Annotated in this window: 18 protein-coding genes; 9 read left to right on the forward strand and 9 right to left on the reverse strand. The window is 37.7% G+C overall.

Annotated features, from left to right (window positions below):
• Window positions 1–42: 42 nt before the first annotated feature.
• The 7 genes from ACVW0P_RS21175 to ACVW0P_RS21205 all read left to right on the forward strand — a co-directional run bounded on the left by ACVW0P_RS21175 (window position 43) and on the right by ACVW0P_RS21205 (window position 4649).
• On the forward strand, window positions 43–402 hold the full coding sequence (locus ACVW0P_RS21175) for a hypothetical protein (RefSeq protein WP_457133826.1): 360 nt from the start codon (window positions 43–45) through the stop codon (window positions 400–402).
• Window positions 403–407: 5 nt separating this feature from the next.
• Window positions 408–1088 carry a helix-turn-helix transcriptional regulator gene (locus ACVW0P_RS21180; RefSeq protein WP_457133827.1) on the forward strand — a complete coding sequence of 227 codons (681 nt, stop codon included), beginning with the start codon at window positions 408–410 and terminating at the stop codon, window positions 1086–1088.
• Between the two features lie 165 nt (window positions 1089–1253).
• The gene (locus tag ACVW0P_RS21185; RefSeq protein WP_457133828.1) at window positions 1254–2288 is read left to right on the forward strand and encodes a hypothetical protein; all 1035 of its coding nucleotides are present in this window, start codon (window positions 1254–1256) and stop codon (window positions 2286–2288) included.
• 97 nt (window positions 2289–2385) lie between these two features.
• Complete coding sequence (locus tag ACVW0P_RS21190) at window positions 2386–2733, forward strand: helix-turn-helix domain-containing protein (protein WP_457133829.1); 348 nt, start codon at window positions 2386–2388, stop codon at window positions 2731–2733.
• Between the two features lie 202 nt (window positions 2734–2935).
• Window positions 2936–3349, forward strand: a complete 414-nt coding sequence (locus ACVW0P_RS21195) for a plasmid mobilization protein (RefSeq protein ID WP_457133830.1) — start codon at window positions 2936–2938, stop codon at window positions 3347–3349.
• A complete protein-coding gene (locus ACVW0P_RS21200; protein WP_457133831.1) occupies window positions 3346–4215 on the forward strand; it encodes a relaxase/mobilization nuclease domain-containing protein in 870 nt (289 codons plus the stop codon). The genes ACVW0P_RS21195 and ACVW0P_RS21200 overlap by 4 nt, the downstream gene beginning before the upstream one ends.
• On the forward strand, window positions 4212–4649 hold the full coding sequence (locus tag ACVW0P_RS21205; RefSeq protein ID WP_457133832.1) for a hypothetical protein: 438 nt from the start codon (window positions 4212–4214) through the stop codon (window positions 4647–4649). Before ACVW0P_RS21200 ends, ACVW0P_RS21205 begins: the two co-directional genes overlap by 4 nt.
• A 106-nt stretch (window positions 4650–4755) precedes the next feature.
• Here the strand turns inward: ACVW0P_RS21205 and ACVW0P_RS21210 are convergent, their stop codons facing one another.
• Together ACVW0P_RS21210 and ACVW0P_RS21215 are read right to left on the reverse strand one after the other, a co-directional pair.
• Window positions 4756–4902, reverse strand: a complete 147-nt coding sequence (locus ACVW0P_RS21210; RefSeq protein WP_457133833.1) for a hypothetical protein — start codon at window positions 4900–4902, stop codon at window positions 4756–4758.
• A gap of 88 nt (window positions 4903–4990) precedes the next feature.
• On the reverse strand, window positions 4991–5680 hold the full coding sequence (locus ACVW0P_RS21215) for a restriction endonuclease subunit S (protein ID WP_457133834.1): 690 nt from the start codon (window positions 5678–5680) through the stop codon (window positions 4991–4993).
• On the opposite strand from ACVW0P_RS21215, the gene xerA reads away from it, so the two are divergent.
• Together xerA and ACVW0P_RS21225 are read left to right on the forward strand one after the other, a co-directional pair.
• The gene (gene xerA / locus ACVW0P_RS21220) at window positions 5667–6776 is read left to right on the forward strand and encodes a site-specific tyrosine recombinase/integron integrase (RefSeq protein WP_457133835.1); all 1110 of its coding nucleotides are present in this window, start codon (window positions 5667–5669) and stop codon (window positions 6774–6776) included. The two genes, ACVW0P_RS21215 and xerA, sit on opposite strands and share 14 nt — an antisense overlap.
• Before the next feature lie 3 nt (window positions 6777–6779).
• Window positions 6780–7343, forward strand: coding sequence for a restriction endonuclease subunit S (locus ACVW0P_RS21225; protein ID WP_457133836.1), 564 nt, complete (start codon window positions 6780–6782; stop codon window positions 7341–7343).
• Here ACVW0P_RS21225 and ACVW0P_RS21230 read toward each other — a convergent pair.
• The 7 genes from ACVW0P_RS21230 to ACVW0P_RS21260 form a co-directional block, all read right to left on the reverse strand.
• A complete protein-coding gene (locus ACVW0P_RS21230) occupies window positions 7314–8612 on the reverse strand; it encodes a restriction endonuclease subunit S (RefSeq protein ID WP_457133837.1) in 1299 nt (432 codons plus the stop codon). The two genes, ACVW0P_RS21225 and ACVW0P_RS21230, sit on opposite strands and share 30 nt — an antisense overlap.
• The gene (locus ACVW0P_RS21235; protein WP_457133838.1) at window positions 8605–10221 is read right to left on the reverse strand and encodes an HsdM family class I SAM-dependent methyltransferase; all 1617 of its coding nucleotides are present in this window, start codon (window positions 10219–10221) and stop codon (window positions 8605–8607) included. The genes ACVW0P_RS21230 and ACVW0P_RS21235 overlap by 8 nt, the downstream gene beginning before the upstream one ends.
• Window positions 10218–13298: a type I restriction endonuclease gene (locus ACVW0P_RS21240; RefSeq protein WP_457133839.1), complete on the reverse strand. Its 3081-nt coding sequence runs from the start codon at window positions 13296–13298 to the stop codon at window positions 10218–10220. The genes ACVW0P_RS21235 and ACVW0P_RS21240 overlap by 4 nt, the downstream gene beginning before the upstream one ends.
• Before the next feature lie 387 nt (window positions 13299–13685).
• Window positions 13686–15185: a Fic family protein gene (locus ACVW0P_RS21245; RefSeq protein WP_457133840.1), complete on the reverse strand. Its 1500-nt coding sequence runs from the start codon at window positions 15183–15185 to the stop codon at window positions 13686–13688.
• Between the two features lie 162 nt (window positions 15186–15347).
• Window positions 15348–15803 (reverse strand): helix-turn-helix domain-containing protein, encoded by a 456-nt coding sequence (locus ACVW0P_RS21250; protein WP_457133841.1) that lies wholly within the window; start codon window positions 15801–15803, stop codon window positions 15348–15350.
• Window position 15804: 1 nt separating this feature from the next.
• A complete protein-coding gene (locus tag ACVW0P_RS21255) occupies window positions 15805–16137 on the reverse strand; it encodes a type II toxin-antitoxin system HigB family toxin (RefSeq protein WP_457133842.1) in 333 nt (110 codons plus the stop codon).
• A gap of 51 nt (window positions 16138–16188) precedes the next feature.
• The gene (locus tag ACVW0P_RS21260; RefSeq protein WP_457133843.1) at window positions 16189–17430 is read right to left on the reverse strand and encodes a tyrosine-type recombinase/integrase; all 1242 of its coding nucleotides are present in this window, start codon (window positions 17428–17430) and stop codon (window positions 16189–16191) included.
• Window positions 17431–17826: the final 396 nt, after the last annotated feature.

Consider the following 17826-nt stretch of genomic DNA (forward strand, 5'->3'; position numbering starts at 1 on the left):
GTGAAAAATAATTTATAAATTCATCAAAATATTTTCAAAACGATGCCTGTTAACCGCAACGCCCTCATCCGCTACCGTACTATTGATCAATGCTTGCAAAACCGTTTTAAGAAATGGACACTGGATGATCTGATAGATGCTTGTAGTAATGCCATTTACGAATACCAAGGTATTGATACAGGTGTAAGCCGCCGTACTGTACAGGCCGATATGGAAATGATGCGCAGCAATAAGTTGGGTTACGAAGCGCCAATTGTGGTAGTTGACAAGAAGTATTACACTTATAGTGATAAGAATTACAGCATAACTAACAGCCCGCTCAACCAACAGGATATGCAGGTGCTTAGCGAAGTATCGGGCCTGTTAAAGCAGTTTAAGGGCTTTAACCATTTACCGATCTGAACGAAATGGTGAGCAAGCTTGAGGACAAGATCTACTCGCAAAAAACGCAAAGTACACCGGTAATTGATTTTGAGAAGAACGATAACCTGAAAGGACTGGAATGGATAGAAGTGATTCGCAAGTATATTGTGGCCAAAAAAACCATGTGCTTAACCTATCAATCATTTAAAGCGCGCGAGGCCAGTACTTTTTGCTTTAGCGGCTACCTACTGAAAGAATACCGCAACCGTTGGTTTGTGTTGGGAGTATCCCATCAGCGCTATAAACCGTTGCTTAACTTGGCACTGGATAGGATCCAGACCATTACTGCGCATGATGAAAATTATATGGAGAATACCACCATAGACCTGGCTACCTATTATAACGACGTAATAGGTGTAACTAAATCGCCCAGTCAGCGCGATGTAGAAGTAGTGTTTTGGATTGATTCTAAAAACGCACCCTATGTAGTAACCAAACCTTTACATCATACGCAAAAGCTGTTGAGCGAAGATCAAACAGGGAAAATATTTAGCATACGCGTAATCATGAATTTTGAATTGGAGCGAGAGTTATTGGGTTTTGGATCGAAGCTTCGTGTGCTTGGCCCAAGGATATTGGTTAAACAGATCAAGAAACAATTGTATGAAACGTTGGAGAGCTATAAGGTGCCAGAGAGAGAATCTTTAGACGCCATTTCCGAGTAATATTTTACTTCGTAACCATTATTGATAGCAAGGGAGCTGGCTTTAGTCTTGACAGCCACTTAACTTAATGCGCATGTGTATCATGAAGTTAAATACTGATAGGCAATTTTTAAACTAAATGCCCCAAATTTGTTATTGTTATATATTCATCTAACTAAATGGTATATGCAGCATCTAAAGAAATTTTTAATCCGCATACAAACATTTGACCTGCGTATTATCGAAGATGATATTGCAACGGAAACGGGCACAAATGAAAAGAAGCATGTTAAAACCTACGATTTAACCTACCAAACTCAATACTACGATTCCTTTTCTTACAGGAGTGAATTAAGGGTTTTAAGGGATATGGCTTTTATTGATCTAATTGCGTTAGACAAAGAGCGTATCAAACTTCAACTGGCTGAATTGTCTAAGGTTCGTAGTCGATTTAAAGAGTTTTGGAGCAATTATAATCAGCACTATTCAGAAATGAAGCTCGTTTATGATCGCTCTTTTATATTTTCAGTAAGGTTGGACTATTTGTTTATCGTGAATAATCTGCAACCTGATCGTGATGTGATAGAAGTGACTCCCAAATTTGCGGAAGACCTGGGCGACTCTGTTAAGCTACGTGAAAAGTTTTTAATGGAACTCATCTATAATGCTGAAAATTCGATTAAGGATCACCTTTCATTTGAAGGTTTTCAGAAATCACTTCAAGCTAAAAAGGAGGAAGTGAAGCAGGACGAAGAACCGGAAAAAATCAGAGAGCCGGAAACGGTGTTTGAAAATGAAACCCTAATTAAACCAATAGGTCGCTATCCGACTTTCAAACCGGGTATTGCCTTGCAACTACTCGACTTATTAAGAGAGTATTTTGTTTCCGAAGATTACGCCAGCCTTGAAAAACTATTATTATCAGATGAGGCACCAGACAGACCGTTGGTGTTCCGTGGTTTTGGTAATCAGCTGGCCGATGCATTCAAACAGTTATTTGATGCCCGGTTGATCGTAGGTTGCCAGATGGCAGATCTGGAGCGATGGATCGCTCCAAAATTTAACTATCTTTCTAATCAAGCCGAAGCAAGGGAATTAACAGAGGGCTATCTTAACGGTCTAATGTCTACCAAAACCCGGCCTTGCAAATCCCCCATCTTGAAGATTGAACAGAAGGAGGACAAATTCTATATCCTACCAACGCCCCGTAACAAAAGATAACAAAGAAATGAGTGGGTTACAGTGAGGTTACAGCTTACCCTCTTGTAACCCAGCAAAACAAGCCACTACCATTGCAGCATTAAACAAATAATGCGCAATGGAAACACTAACATTTGACCAATTACCGCAAGCGGTAAGCAAACTTCAGGATAAGCTTGAAAGCATTGAACAGCTTTTACTTCATCAGCATGAGCAGCCACCGGGACAAGAAGAACTCCTGACCATTTCTAGCGCTGCCAAATTTCTGAATCTATCCGTACCGACTATTTACAGTAAAGTATGCCGTAAAGAAATCCCCGTGAATAAGCGCGGCAAGCGGCTGTATTTCTATCGGTCCGAATTAACGGAATGGATTAAGTCTGGCCGGAAGAAGACAACGGACGAAATCAGAGAAGAGGCGGTACAGCAGTTGACCGCCTCTCGAAAAAGGCCGAAGACTTATTAAGCAAATAAGTATTTCGGGCTATAGCCTGAAATTAAAATCAAACCAAAAAGAGAAAGGCAGATCACCGGATACGAAGTATCCGGGCAACACGAGGGGCATTAGCCCCGATGTGGGAGCCAGCTATGTTTCGGCCCTGCCGAAACTTGCTGGCCCCCGCTCATGCTATCGCATTCGGGGGGATTTTTTAAAAGAATTTAAGCTCATGAAAGACTTGCTCAAAAAGATAAGTAATAAGGCTGGCGAGGAGAAAAAAGGAAGAATTAACAAAGGCGGACGCCCAAAAGTATCGCACAAAAAAAGCGAAGCTTTAAGTGTGATGTGCAACCTTTTGGAAAAAAAGATTATTCAGGCCAATGCCCGGAATGCAGGAAAAACGGTATCCGTTTTTCTCCGTGATCTCGGTCTACAGAGTCGGGCCGTTGTCAGGGTGCGAACCTTACCGAGATCGGTGCTGCAATTAACCGGAACATTGAACCACATTGCTGCTAATATTAATCAGCTGGCTAAGAAGCGCAACCAGGGCAGTGATTTTAACGGAATGGAAAGAGCCTTACTTAACCAGGAGATCAGGAGCCTGCAAGCTATTGTTAAGGAAATCAAAAATTTTGTATCATGATTGGTAAAGCAGGAACGGGTAAGAGTTTCAGGGGCTGCCTGAACTATCTTTTTGAAGGCCGTTTGCAACAAACCAAGGCGATGCAGTTAGATGAGATGGAAAAGAAGCAGGCAGAAGTTATTGCCTATAATCAATGTTTTGGCGACAAACTGCAATTGATTCGTGATTTTATTGAAGTCAGCAAGCTTAATCCAAATGTAAGTAAGCCGGTATTCCATTTCGCGATCAGCTTTGCCCACCGTGATGCGGGTAAATTAAACCCGCAAGACAAGATTGATATGGCTGAAAAGTTAGCAGGGGAATTTAAGTTTCATGACAATCAGTACGTGGTGATCGAACATAGCGACAGGCAACACCAGCATCTCCATATTGTTGCCAACCGCATAGGTTATGATGGGAAAACAGCCAGCGATAGCAATAGCTATAAACGTATCGCGGAATACTGCCGCAAGATGGAACTGGAATACAAACTGACTAAAGTATTAAGCCCTAATAGGTTCTTAAAGCCCGAACAAAGAGTATCTCAGGAAAAGCGAATCGACCATCGTAAGGAGACTTTAAAGCAACATTTATCCCAGGCCATTAAACAATGTAAGGATGCATCAGCATTAAAAAAGTACATGGAAAAGCGAGGCTATGCGGTAGAGCTTGGGCGTGGCATTGCATTTACCGATCAACAGCAAGTTCGTTTCAAGGGCAGCCAGGTGGGTTACGCCCTGATGGATATTGAAAAGAAGCTTAGACAGGAGCAATTATTAAAACAACAGCAAATGCAGCAGCAACGGCTACAGGAACAAAAACAACAACAAGAATTAATTAAAGAACAGGAACAAAAACTTAACTATTCGAAAGGAATTTCAATATGAAAACACAAGAAGAAACACCAATGGATGAAATAACGCTAACAGAAATACTTAAGGAGGTTTTTTTGCACAATAAGCAGATGCAGGACTTTATGAGTATGCAAAATGAAAAGCTTGATGAAAAAGATCGGTTTATTGAAGCCGGTAAAAAGCAAACTGAAAGAATGATCAATAGTTTTGAAACTAAATTTAGCAATATACAGGTGCAGGCACCAAAGCCAGATCTTTCATTGGTTAACCAGACGTTAGCCAGTAGTTTATTGGCGATCAATCAAACTATTGAGAAAGGCCCGAAACCCGTTACCAAACAAATAAGGTTTCAAATATTCCCGGAACAAATGAGAAGCCCCGAGTATTACAAAATAATGGTATTGGGTATGTTGGGGTTTGTTTTTTTGATTATGGTTTATTTATTGTTGAACAAACTCATCAAATAGATAAGTGTATAACCAAGCAGCCAAAAAACGGCTGCTTGGTTATCAAAACAATAACTTACCAATTATCATCATTCATTACTTTTTGTGTAACGATAAGACCCATTTATTAAGTCTTATCGTTACATGAATGGTAATGATACATTAACCGAACGTCTGCGGCAAGCGGCTCTATTACACCACGCGCTATCGCGCCGGGTTTCATTACACCGCCAGCCTCGCTGCCTTTGCAGGAATGAAATTCGCTCTCGCTCATAACATACCTGCTTCTATAGTTGCGGGGCCATTGACATTTATCCGAAAAACAAGGTATCTAATAGCTAAATGATAATTTATCTTACAATTTATTTAACTGTTACCTGCCCATTCATTAGCATCGGTAGTAACCAATCTCGTAATGCAGATAGTCCTTGATTTTGTTTTTTGATAACAAGTGCCTTCTTGAAAATTGGGCTAAGCAGTTCATCCAATTTACTAATAACGGTCAAGTTTGGAACTACTATTTTACTATCTCTAAGGTGCTCTTGTGTGATATGCCCCATAGTTGTTTTTCTTAATTCAGCCATCATTTTAAAATGTTGTAAGTAATTAAGAAGTTCGAAGTAATAGTATGTTTTTGGATACGTTGAAGAGGTAACTTTGAAAATATGTTGATTTAATGCCCCAGTCCCTTCCGTCCATATTTTGACATCTAAAGATGCTGACCAGGAGAACAAAACATCTCCATCATTTACAATATATTTTGGTGGAATATCTTTTCTGACTTTTTCTGTATTCTGGGATATGCCGTCATTCATTTCTCTGATTTTTATAACAGGAAGAGAATTTTCATCAATGGGTCTGTATTTCTGACAGGCCAAACCGTTTATGAAATTCGCAATATCCAATAAACTTTCAACTTTCCAACCTTTCGGTATTTGTCTTTTCAAAACATCATCATAAACCATTATGCCGCCAGATGATTTGTAAGGTTTATTAGCTTCATTTGGAAAATCAAACTGCACAAACCAGTAGTCATAAATGGCCTTAGCCATCTGTTCTAAATTATCATTTAACGCTCCTAATTGTATATTTTCGGACTTGCCAACTTTAGTACAACTTGTTTCTTTGTGGTTTAATCTTAAAAACACAGTAATGAGAGAAACGACTAAACAAGAAATTATCGAAGCAATGTCTCCAATTTTAAATTTTAAGCAACTTCAATATTTAAGCAACGTGCTGCACAACAGTTCGTTAAATATCGAAATACAAAAAGAATTAGCTAAACCTGAACGCGTGGAAATAAGCGACAATGATACTTTAGTAAGTTTGTTCATTGCGTCGAAAAAAATCGAGGGTTGTTCGGAAAAGTCGTTAATTTACTATGTAAATACTATAAACGCTGTGTTAAAGGATCTTAAAAAAAGTATTTACCAAATTTCGACTAATGATTTGAGAACTTACCTCGCGAGCTATCAAGAACGAAAAAAATCAAGCAAAGTAACTTTGGATAATATTAGAAGAATATTATCCAGCTTTTTCACATGGTTAGAAAATGAAGATTATGTTCTTAAAAGCCCGGTAAGAAGAATAAACAAGGTAAAAGCACCTCAAATTATTAAGGAAATTTTAAATGATGAAGAAATTGAAATATTACGAGATAATTGCCACAAAATTAGAGATTTAGCGCTTCTAGAAATGCTTTACTCTACAGGGATGCGTGTTGGTGAAATGGTTAATATTAATGTAGATGATATAGATTTTCACGAGCGCTCTTGCATTGTTACTGGAAAAGGTAATAAACAGCGTGAGGTTTATTTTGATGCTCGTACTAAACTACACTTAAAGCAATACTTAGTCGCCCGGAAAGACGATAACCCAGCGCTTTTTGTGTCATTAGCGAAGCCGAATCATCGCTTAGGAATCGGTGGAGTTGAAAACTTATTGCGAAAAATGGGCCAAAAATCGAATGTGTTTCGCGTACATCCACATAAATTTAGGCGAACACTTGCCACCATGGCTATCGATAAAGGAATGCCTATTGAGCAAGTTCAAAAACTTTTAGGTCACGTTAAAATAGATACAACCTTACACTATGCAATGGTAAGCCAAGCGAACGTAAAAATTGCTCATCGAAAATTTATTGGATAAAACATGGTTAAAGTTGTTCTTGCAGATATTATTGACATTATTAGTGGTGGTACACCCAAAACATCTATAAGCGAATATTGGAACGGAAACATTGGATGGCTATCAATTAACGATTTCAATAATAGCTTCCGGCGAGTTTATTCTTCTGAAAAAACTATAACTGAGCGAGGCTTGAAAGAAAGCAACACAAAGCTTTTATCAATAGACGATATAATTATTTCAGCTCGTGGAACTGTAGGCGTATTAGCTCAGATCGGTAAACCTATGGCTTTTAATCAATCCTGTTTTGGTTTGCGCGGAAAAAAAGGAATATTAGATAACACGTATCTGTATTATTCCTTAAAGAATTATGTTTCTAACATTCAAAAGAAGGGGCAAGGGTCTGTTTTTAACACTATCAATCTAGATAGTTTTAAAAATATGGAAATTGATATTGAGAATGCCTATAAAGAACAAAAACGGATCGCTGGTATTTTAAGAATTTTAGACGATAAAATAGAATTGAACAATCAAATAAATGATAATTTATCTTACAATTTATTTAACTGTTACTTGCCCATTCATTAACATAGGTATTAACCAGTCTCTTAATTTTGTGAGCTCCTGGTTTTGCTTAAGGTTTTCTTGTCGTTTCTTTTCAAAAACTGAAATCTTTTTATTAAACTCTCTTAAAAGAGTTTCTGAGGGCTTGGCTATTGAATAAGCTGTTACAAAGTCTTCGAAAAGCAAATTTTTGATTCCGCTAGTTTTACCTTCATAACTAAATAAAACAGCATTCTCATAAGCCCTATTCCAGGTATAAAGAAAGAAGAAAACTTCGTCTAAGACTTTTAATGAAACAGCTTTACAAAAATTTGAACATATTAAGGGGTTAGAAAATCTTTTAAGAACTTCATTTGTAATACAAGCAATTCTACCTGTTGATTGAACAGGACTACCACCAGAAATTTCTACAATGAATTCATTTTCTAATAAAATCTTGTGATTGTTTTTTTCTAGGATATATCGAACTGGTGCTTTTATTTCTCCTTTACCGTTTATTCCATTAATGTCTGCTCCGCGTATACATTCCACTTTTTGGATATAATTTCCCTCTTGGATTTCCTTACCCCAATCGCCGCTTTTATCTTTGCCTATAAATGAAGAAAGATTTTTCACCGCCCAACCTTTTGGTATTTTCCTCTTCAATTCTTCATTATAAACCATTTCGCCACCAGATGATTTATAGGGTTTATCAACCTCATTTGGAAAATCAAATTGCACAAACCAGTAGTCATAAATGGCTTTTGCAATCTGTTCTAAATTATCATTTATCCTATTATTGAGTTCAATTTTAGCATCTAAATTAGAGAGAACTAACGCAATTTTTTTATCGTTATCATCTAATCTTATTTCTATTTTTTCAACAGCTTCCTTAGTTAGAGCATTTCTTGTTCCTCCGACCCTACTAATTGTAAGTAAGTAGTCCTTTCTAAAAATTAAATAATAAAGTAGATAATCAGCATCTATTTTGGTGTTCGCACGAATTATGGAGACGTGTTGATTAACTCTTGCAGGAAGTATATTAATTGGTACTTTACAAACTCTGGCAATTGAGTCACCAGTAATATTTAATAAAACGTCATTTTTCTTAACAGCCACATTATTAAGCTTGGATGCTTGTTCATCATTAATGAATGCTAGACCGTCCTTTGAAAAATGCATATCCAATACATTTTGACTTCTTATTAAGGATGTTCCGCAATCCTGATATGAAGATTTACCTCCGTTGGGTGTTGCGCCACTTCCAATTTTCAATGTAAGGTTTTTGAGATTTTCAAATTTTTGATTATTCATATATCAACCCCTTTAGTTGGTTTTTGATCTCAGTATCTAATAAATTTCCTTCTGCAAACAATGAAGTTAAATTACTTTCAAAACCTTGCATTTTAGTTTTAAACTCATCAGCAGTAATATCTACGTAATCAATTTTCACATCAAAATATTGCCCGGCAGAAAAGGAAAAATTTTTGTCTTTAATTTCAGCATGACTTACCTGAACAGCAAAATCATCTTCTGTTTTTAAAAGGTTAAATGCGTCAATGATTTTTTGTTCTTCAATTGGCGTTAGTACGGTGCGTTGATTTTTCCCCTCTTTAACTATTTCGCCAAGCTTACTTGCATCTACCAGCATTACTTTATCATCCGGATGAGCTCTGTCTAAAAATAGCACAGAAACATTGGTGCCAGTACTTGCAAAAATATTACTAGGCATACTTACAACACCTCGCAACATATTTCGGCTAACCATCGCTTCCCTTATCTTCTTTTCTATACCACTTTGCGCGGTAATGAACCCCGTGGGTACAACGATAGCAGCCTTACCCTTTGCGCTTAGGCTATACATAATGTGCTGTATAAAAAGCAGGTAAATGGCCATGCTTTCTTTTTTTGCTTTGGGGACATTGGGTAGGCCGGCAAAAAAGCGCACTTTATTGATATCCTTTTCAAGATCTTCTCGAAAGTCGGAAAAATCTAGTTTGAATGGAGGATTACTAACAATATAATCGAACTTTTCCTCTCGGTAGTAGGGTTCAAGAATCGTATTACTCTTAATGATATGTGGTATACTATGGCTCAGGTTGTTTAACACCAAATTTAACCTAAGCATGTTGCTTGATTTTTGAGAAATATCTTCACTATATATACTGCATCTATCTTCGCCTATGGCGTGGGCAATATTCATGAGTAAGGTTCCCGACCCCGCACTTGGGTCATACACTTTAACACCTTGTGGCTCATCGTTTACCATTATTGCCGCCATAATCCTTGCTACAGCGTGGGGGGTGTAATATTCCGCGTATTTACCACCACTATCGGTATTATAGTCTTTGATTAGATACTCAAATATAGTGGCAAAGAAATCGTATTTCTCACCAAACATACTTTCAAAACTAAATTCAAACAGTTTATTAATAAGGGCTTTACAAAAAGCATCTCTCTGGGACGCGTCGCTAATGAATTGACTAAGCTCATCAAACATTTTGTCTTTGGCACCGGATGCTGACTTAACCGAATAAATCTCTTGATTATTAATGCTAATTTGCCTTAACGTATCATCAAAAAGCTTGGCGAAGTCATCTTCGTTTTGTTTGTTAAATAGATAAGTAATCGTATGATGCGGTTGGAGTTGTGGGGTATTGGGATCAATATACGCCAATAGGAAATTGTACTGCTCCTCAGGTATTATTTCTAATGCCTCCTGAAAATTGGTTGCCTCACCAAGCTTGTATTGTTCGACCTTTTTTGCTTCAAAGGCGAACTTGTCATTCATGTATTTATATAAAAATACCTGGGTGATGATTTTAAATTCATTACCATCATTACCTAGGCCGTAATTAGCACAAACGCTTTTAAGGGTATCTATTAGTTGTTTAGTCTTAGTTATAAATAGTAGATCGGTCATCGTATATAATTGTTGTATTGAGCCATGTATTCACCGGCTATCAGAGTATTAATAGTCTTAGTGGTATTAAAGTCGAGATTAATCTTTTGCTTTTGAACAAATTCTCCTGCAACCAAATTCAGCAAATAGCGATTAAAAAAGGGTTCGTTATCTAAGATGTTTTTGTTGTTTTGCAATTGCTCGTCGGTTTGTCTTTTAACTACCATTAATGCTTCATGGAGCTGCAATTCTCTGGCAGAAATGCCTTTGTTTTCCTGTAACCTTTTATGAATACGCGCATATTTTTCATCCTGTTCGTATTTGGCTTTAAGTAGGTTATTTTGCCGATTTAATTCGGTAACCCGGTCGTAAATTGACTTTAGCAAAAATATGTTGTCGCGCATATCCTCCTGACTCACTTGGTCAAGGTTTTTCTTTTTGAAGATACGTTCCAGTTCTTCTCGAAGGGAAATAAATTCAGGATCTTTTTGATCAAAGTTGAATAACAAAGCCTCGCGTGTGCGTTTCAACTGACCCCTTAATTGGTCGGCAAGTATAAGTTCCTCTTCCGATATTTTGGTGAACAGAAAAATAACATCTTCTAAAGCTGCGTTTAATAAATTGGATGTGTCGGCTTCACTATTTAAAGTTTCGACCAGGTTTAATTTATCCAATTGTGCTTGAGCCACACGCAGCAATTGATTGAGTTTGAAGAAGTCTAATTTGCTTAATAACTCCTCATGCCCCTGTAAGCGAATCCGATTTTTTAGTTCCTTAGCATTCTGAAGTGCTTTTATCAGTACAAGTAAATCCTTTTTATCTTTTATTTCACTTACCTGGTTATGAAATAGCTCACTATTAATAGTGTCAAATCGGAATAATATTTCTTTGATTTCCTGTATTTCTACTTCAATTTCTTTTGGTGATTTAAAGAGGTCGCTATAATTAGCCATTTCATCACCAAGTTCGCCCTGTAATTCTTTGAAGTAATTATCATTCGTTTCCCTGAACGCGGAACTGATGTCGGCAAAATCAACTACATAACCATATTTATATTTTTTATAAGGCCGATTAACACGTGTTAATGTTTGCAGTAAATTGTGATCTCTTACTACACGGGCCAGATAAAGTTTTTTAAGTCGTTTTGCATCAAAGCCGGTGAGCAGCATGTTGAAAACAAATAAAATATCAATATTGCCTGCCTTGAATTGTTTAACCTGCTCTTTACGTTCATCTTTTGAGTTGATGTCATGTAATATCAACGCCGCTTTGAATTGTGATTTTATTTGAGTTCCATATGGAACAGATGGCTCGGCGGCCATGAATTGCTGTTGTACTTCCTGAGTTCCATAAAGTTCTTCAAAATAAGTAAACAATTCTTTCGCCTGATCAGATGTGTCGCACACTACCATAGCTCCCAATGAACGATCATTTTCGATCGTTCGGAAATTTTCTAAATCTTTTAAGACATAATCAAGCATAGGCTTGACAAATTTCGGATGTGCGAACACCTGGCTTTTGGGAATATCTCCCTGTAGCACTTTAATTTGTTCCAGCACGTCCTGCATTTGCATTTTGTAGGTTGTGTCTATCCCCTCCCGGATTAGACGCAAAGTATAACCGTCCATAATGGATTGGTTATAATAATATTTGTGAATATAATCACCAAATAGAGCTTTGCTGTCAAAGTCTTTAGCAACCTCCCGCAAAAGGGGAGTGCCCGTCAGCGCGATTTTTATGGCTTGTTTGTCTGAATTGATCAGGTTAGCCAAGTTGTTGCTTTTAGGATTATAGCTTCGATGCGCTTCATCAAGAAAATAGATCCGCTGTATATTGATGTTGTATCCTAAATCTTTAACTACAACTGTTTCTTCAGTAAACTTTTGAATATTGACCACTGATATTTCACGGTCGCCAGAACTGTTAAGCACCGTACTTACCTTTTGAATATCCCTTAAAAACTCGCTACGCGAATTAACTCGGTTTACGACTAATCCTCGATTTGAAAACTCAGTAGTAGCTTGGTTAGCGAGATCAATCCTATCAACGATAAAATAGAATTTGGCAATCGTATTTTTTTTCTGGAAATAGTCCGTCAAAAACTTTACGTTGTAAAATGCCAAAGCGGTTTTGCCACTGCCTTGTGTATGCCATATAATACCTTTATCTATGCCCTCATTAAGTTTTGATTCAATCGCTTTTGTCGCAAAAAGCTGCGGGTAACGCATAATATGTTTATGTGTTATGATTTTCCCGTCAATTTCATCGTCAACATATGCAATAGCATACCTTAACACAAACGCTAACCTATCTCTACTAAGCAGCGAGGTTAATATTTTGTTGGTATGCGAATCGTAATGCTTGTTCGTAATAAATTCAGGGGAATGCTTGATCGCGATAATGTTGTTATCTTTTAATACCAAATTCTCCAACATATCATCCTCAGCAGCTAATAATTTTGCCAGGTTGAGGCTTTCTTCCTCGCGAAAATAATTGAATTGCAAATCTGCATAAGCAGATGTTGCATAATATGCCCCCTGTAATGGTTCCACAACACCATCTTCGTAGGGCATGTTGTTCGAGAAAATCATCAGTTGACTAATATTGGCAAACCGTCTAAATTTTTTATTTTTGAAACGGTCATTAATGCGCTTTCGTTCTGCAAGTACACCATCCTTGTTGTTTGGCTTTTTAACCTCTATAAAAACAAGTGGTATTCCATTGATCAGGATAGTGATGTCCGGCCTAAACTCATCTTCGCCATTTTTACAAGTTAATTCAGTAGTAACGTGGAAACTGTTATTATTGAAATTATTAAAGTCGATAAGCTTTATACCTGACGTAGATGTGATTGCTTTATAAAAATCACATCCCAAATCTTCGTAATCAAGCTTCAAAGAAATTTCATCAAGCTGACGATCTATATCTTCTTTAGCGGCGCTGGGGTTAATGCGAGCTATACTTTCCTTGAAAATATCGGGGAAAATATTGGTTTCTTCGATCCGCCCTTGTTTATTTCGCGGGATATAAGAATAACCTAAACGTGCAAGGTGCAGTATAGCAGGTATTTTAACCCGTGAATCTTCGTTGAACGCCATATAAAGTTATAGGTCTTAAAGATAGAAAATATGGCGGTAAGCAATAAAGTAAAATATCTGTGAGCTTTGGCATTCGATTAGCGAAAAAAAACGCGAGGCTTAATGTAAATCAACTATGTATTTAAAACAGCAAATACCTTATACCCACACCACCGTGGTTACCATAACATTCCATATTCACCGCACCCGCGAATATAGCCCACCGCCGGGATAAAGAGTAAAGGCTATGCAGAGCGGGCCATTTTTGTTTTGTTTTTTAGCGGCCCGGCCTTGACTATTTACCCGGCTCGCGCTGTTGGTTGCTTAAGCGGTAAATATGGGATGGTGCGTTCAATAGGACTGCCGCTTCAATATCAAAGGCGGCATTGCCTGTCAGAATATAAAGAGTTAAAGTTGCTTTTGATAGCTTAACTTTCCTAAAGCTGGTTCCTCAAACGCTTCACATTGCTTCAAATATAATTCCATCGTGTCCATATCTTCCTGATGTACGGTAGCACTAAATTCATAGGCACGTAACAACATCCTGATGTAGGCGCCAGATTCGCCTTGTTTGGTCAACTTTTTTAAAGCACCCATATAGTCCTCCCGGTAAACAGTAGGGATGATAATTTTGGATAACCCTTTTGATGTCAGTTCGGCATTCATCATCACCCTGGCTATTCTTCCATTACCGTCTAAAAACGGGTGGACTTCACTAATCAGGAACATCATATAGGCAGCTTTTGCAAACGGATTTCTTAGTATAGAATACAATTCAAATCCTTTTTTAAGCGTTCCCTGCACCAATTGCCAATCTACAAATTCGGTGCTGCCTGCCCGGTTATTCTTATCTTTAAAATGCCCCGGCGTTTTAGAAGGCCTGGCACTTAATAAAATGGAATGCCGATGGCGTATTATGCTGATTAACTGTTCTGCCGTATCCGGGCAACGGCTCATTTCTTTTCTGTCGGAAACAATTTGGTAAGTCCCTAATATATCGTGCGAATCTTCATCCCTCGACGGCATAGGAGTAGCGGTTAAAACGATCTCTTTGGCTTCTTCGATTTCAAAAATGGTGCCTTCAATGTAATTGGAAAAGTAGCTTTCGTAAAAGGCAAAATTTTGATAAGCGTGGATTGTGCTGTTTTGATCTTTATAAACGGGATATTCATTTACCGCAAGTTGTTCATACAGATGATTAAACAAATCGATCCGGGATGGATCATAAGGAAAGCCTGAAAGCCTTGCTTTGGTTAATGGTGATGATAGTAGTTTATTGCTATTGCTCGAAAGTAAAGCGCCAATGAGCTTATTAAGCCGCTCAAACTCCCTTTTCATATCAAGCTCGTCCGCAACAAGCCTTGCCTGGTCGCGCAAGCTATTTAGCCCCTCTTCGCCCCTTATGCGAACAATGGCATCCAGCTTATCTTCTATCGCTTCTTTAGGAATAATTTTTGAACTATCCTCTTTTTGTGTGGAAGATTGCATATTTTCCAAATATGCCCTCGCTTCCTGCGAAACATACAAGTCTTTAAAAAACGAAGCATCGCCATCAACCGGCCCTCTGCCTTTTAACGACCGGATGTTAATGCCGGGTAATACAATGTTTTTGGTGTACTTATACGTTATAAAAATTTCGCCAGATAGCGAAGGCTTAAATTCCAAAGCACTGCGGTGGCTTAATAATGCTCCCGGATATTGATGGGCCAATATTTTATACCAGTTCCTTTTTACCAGTAATTCGGGTTGTTCTGTTAGGTTTGAAGTATAAATGCGTGGTGCTATCTTTTTGATTTTACCGGCTTTTTCCAACCGGCTAATTTGTTGGGAAAGCGTCTTATCAGAGCTTCCAAATAGAATTTCATCTATGGATGATTGTAGATTTTTTTCTATTGGTTGCTTTGCCATATGCTAATTTGTAGAATATTTTCTATTAAAATAAATTATGTGTAGAATATTTTCTATTAAAACCCTAATATCGAGCTTGTAAATTGGAAAAATCTTTGGAAGGCTGTTCTAAATAATCTGTTTTATAGGTGGCAAACTAACCATATCCGACGAACTTGCCTTTTAATGTTTAACAAATTGCAGCTGTTTAGTTGTATTCATAACACTCGCATTGCGCAGGTGTGCGTTTACGGGTGAAACAAGTTTGTACGGGCGATTAAAAGCCTCCTGTCTTACTTTGAAGTAGTCAGCCAGCTTTCTTATTACTTCTTTAGACAACCCTTTTTTATAATTTAAAATATCAGATACGTAGCTTTTGCCAATTCCTAATATTTCAGTCATATCTTGGGGCTTCAAATTAAGGTCTTGCATAAAAGAGCGTAATAACGCTATAGGGTCAATTTCCTTAAACGTATTATGCTCTTCATCATACTTTTCGATTAATAGCGTTAGAAGGTCGATTTCATCTTGTACAGATTCACTGTTTTCTTGAGTAAGCAAGGTCTCCAATTGGTTACAATATTGTTGGTATTGATCTTTGCTCCTGATAATCGTATATTTTAGTGTCGCTGTTTCCATGTTAATAAAGATTAATTGTGTACTGGTCGCCCTGTTTACAAATTTTATCGTATTCCGCATGAGTTCCCATCCAACAAACGAATAAATGCGCCTGTTTTTCGCCGAACACAAATTTGCAGATCATTCGGTAGTTATTGCCGGCAATATCAAAAACAACCCGGTTGCTGCTTTTACCTAAGATATCAGCAGTATTATATGTTTGTTTCATATTACCTGGTTGCTCCCAGTCTGCAAGCTTTAGTTTTTCTGTCCAGTCTTCCAGCGAAGTTTTACTCCTTGGGTGCCTGTGTGCAAAATCTTCTAAAGTTTGTTTTTTAATCAAATGGACTTTCATATATCCTAATAACAAATATAATCATAAGTTCACGAAAAGTGAACTTTAATTTTAGCTAAAGTCCATTAGTTTATCGGCTATTTCCTGCTTTACATTATCCTCGAAACCAGCCCAATAGTTTTGCGTAGTGTTCAAACTACGATGGCCTAAACTTTCCTGTATCAGTTCCATTTTAGCACCATTACGAATAGCAGCAGTTGTGAATGAGTGCCGGGCGTAATAGGTAGATATATCGGCATCCAATTCGAGATCCTTGGCTAAGTTTTGAATATGCTGATTAACAAAGCGAATAAAGTTTTGGTTTACCCTTAGCTTCTCTGCTTCATCCATCTTTTTAGTTAAGATTGGAAATACGTAATTATCAGGCAGAAAAGGACGAGTGCCATAGCGTTCTATAATCGCCTTTATCGTTTCTGTTAAAGGGATAATGATCGGCCTGGGTTTGTCTTTAGTGGTATGAAGCGTTTTATGTCGCAAAAATGAAATAGATTTTTTGTTGATATTTTTATACTTCAATTCTGCGATGTCGCGGAAATTCATCCCGTTGCACTGGTAACTGAAAAACCAAAAGTCCCTTGCTTTTTCTTTGGGACTTCCTGGCTCTACCGGCGCAGTATATAACTTTTTTAACTCTTCTTTACTGAGGGCCTTCTTAATGTTTTGACCAGTAGGTATTTTGTATTTTTTGAAAGGGTAGAGTTCAGCAGCTATGCTTCCTTCCTCAATAGCTTTATTGAATATAGCCCTTAAAGGCCTTAAGTAGATACCTACCGTTGTCTTGGATTTACAGGCGGCTACCATCCAGTTTTCATACCTGTTTAAAAAATCAACCGTAACACGAGAGAATGCAAGGCTCGATGCCGGTCTATTATCCTTTCCGGCAAACTCCAGGATGGATTTTAAACTCAAACGGTAGTTGGAAGCCGTACCGGCGCGACCATATCTGGTCAGCTCATCTATGTAATCCTGGTAGTAGGCACATACATCCGTTGTACTGGCTTGAGAACGAAACATTTCGCGCTCAAATTTATCGAGGATAAATAGGCCATCCATTTTGGTAATGATCTTATTTGCGCGAGCCTCTATCGCACTTAACGATATTTTAATTTCCTGAAATGCCTTTTTAGGTTTTTCGGTTAAATAAGATTGTTGGAATTGTTGAGCCGTCAGGTGGATGTCTGTAGGGTAGTGCCTGATATCGGTACGGGAGATGTATAACCTGATTTTTACCGGTGCCTTTTTACCAGTTTCAACCTTCCGTTCATCTAAATATAAGTTAACTTTTACTGCCATTTTCATCAAAATTAGGAAAAATGCCTATTTCTCTCACACAAATTTTTTAGAACATGCGAAATTACGTAAATTTCCCACAAAATAACCTGTTTTACTCTCACACATTTCTCACACAAATAGGCAAAAAATGGCAAAAAACAGCAAAATATCACAAAATTGATTTTTGATAAATATCTGATATATAAGTATTTATAAAAAAGACAAAGCATCAAAAAGTGCCTCCCATAGACTGTTAATCAGAGGGTCCCTGGTTCGAGTCCAGGCTCAGGAGCAAAGCCCCGCACGTCCGCGGGGTTTTTTGTTTTTGTCTCGTCCTGAAAAAAGTTGACTAATAAATGGTCAACAAAATGAGTTACAAGGTAGTTAAAGTAAAAGGTGAAGCCTCGCATTTAAAGT

The organism is Mucilaginibacter sp. UYNi724, from assembly GCF_054057495.1.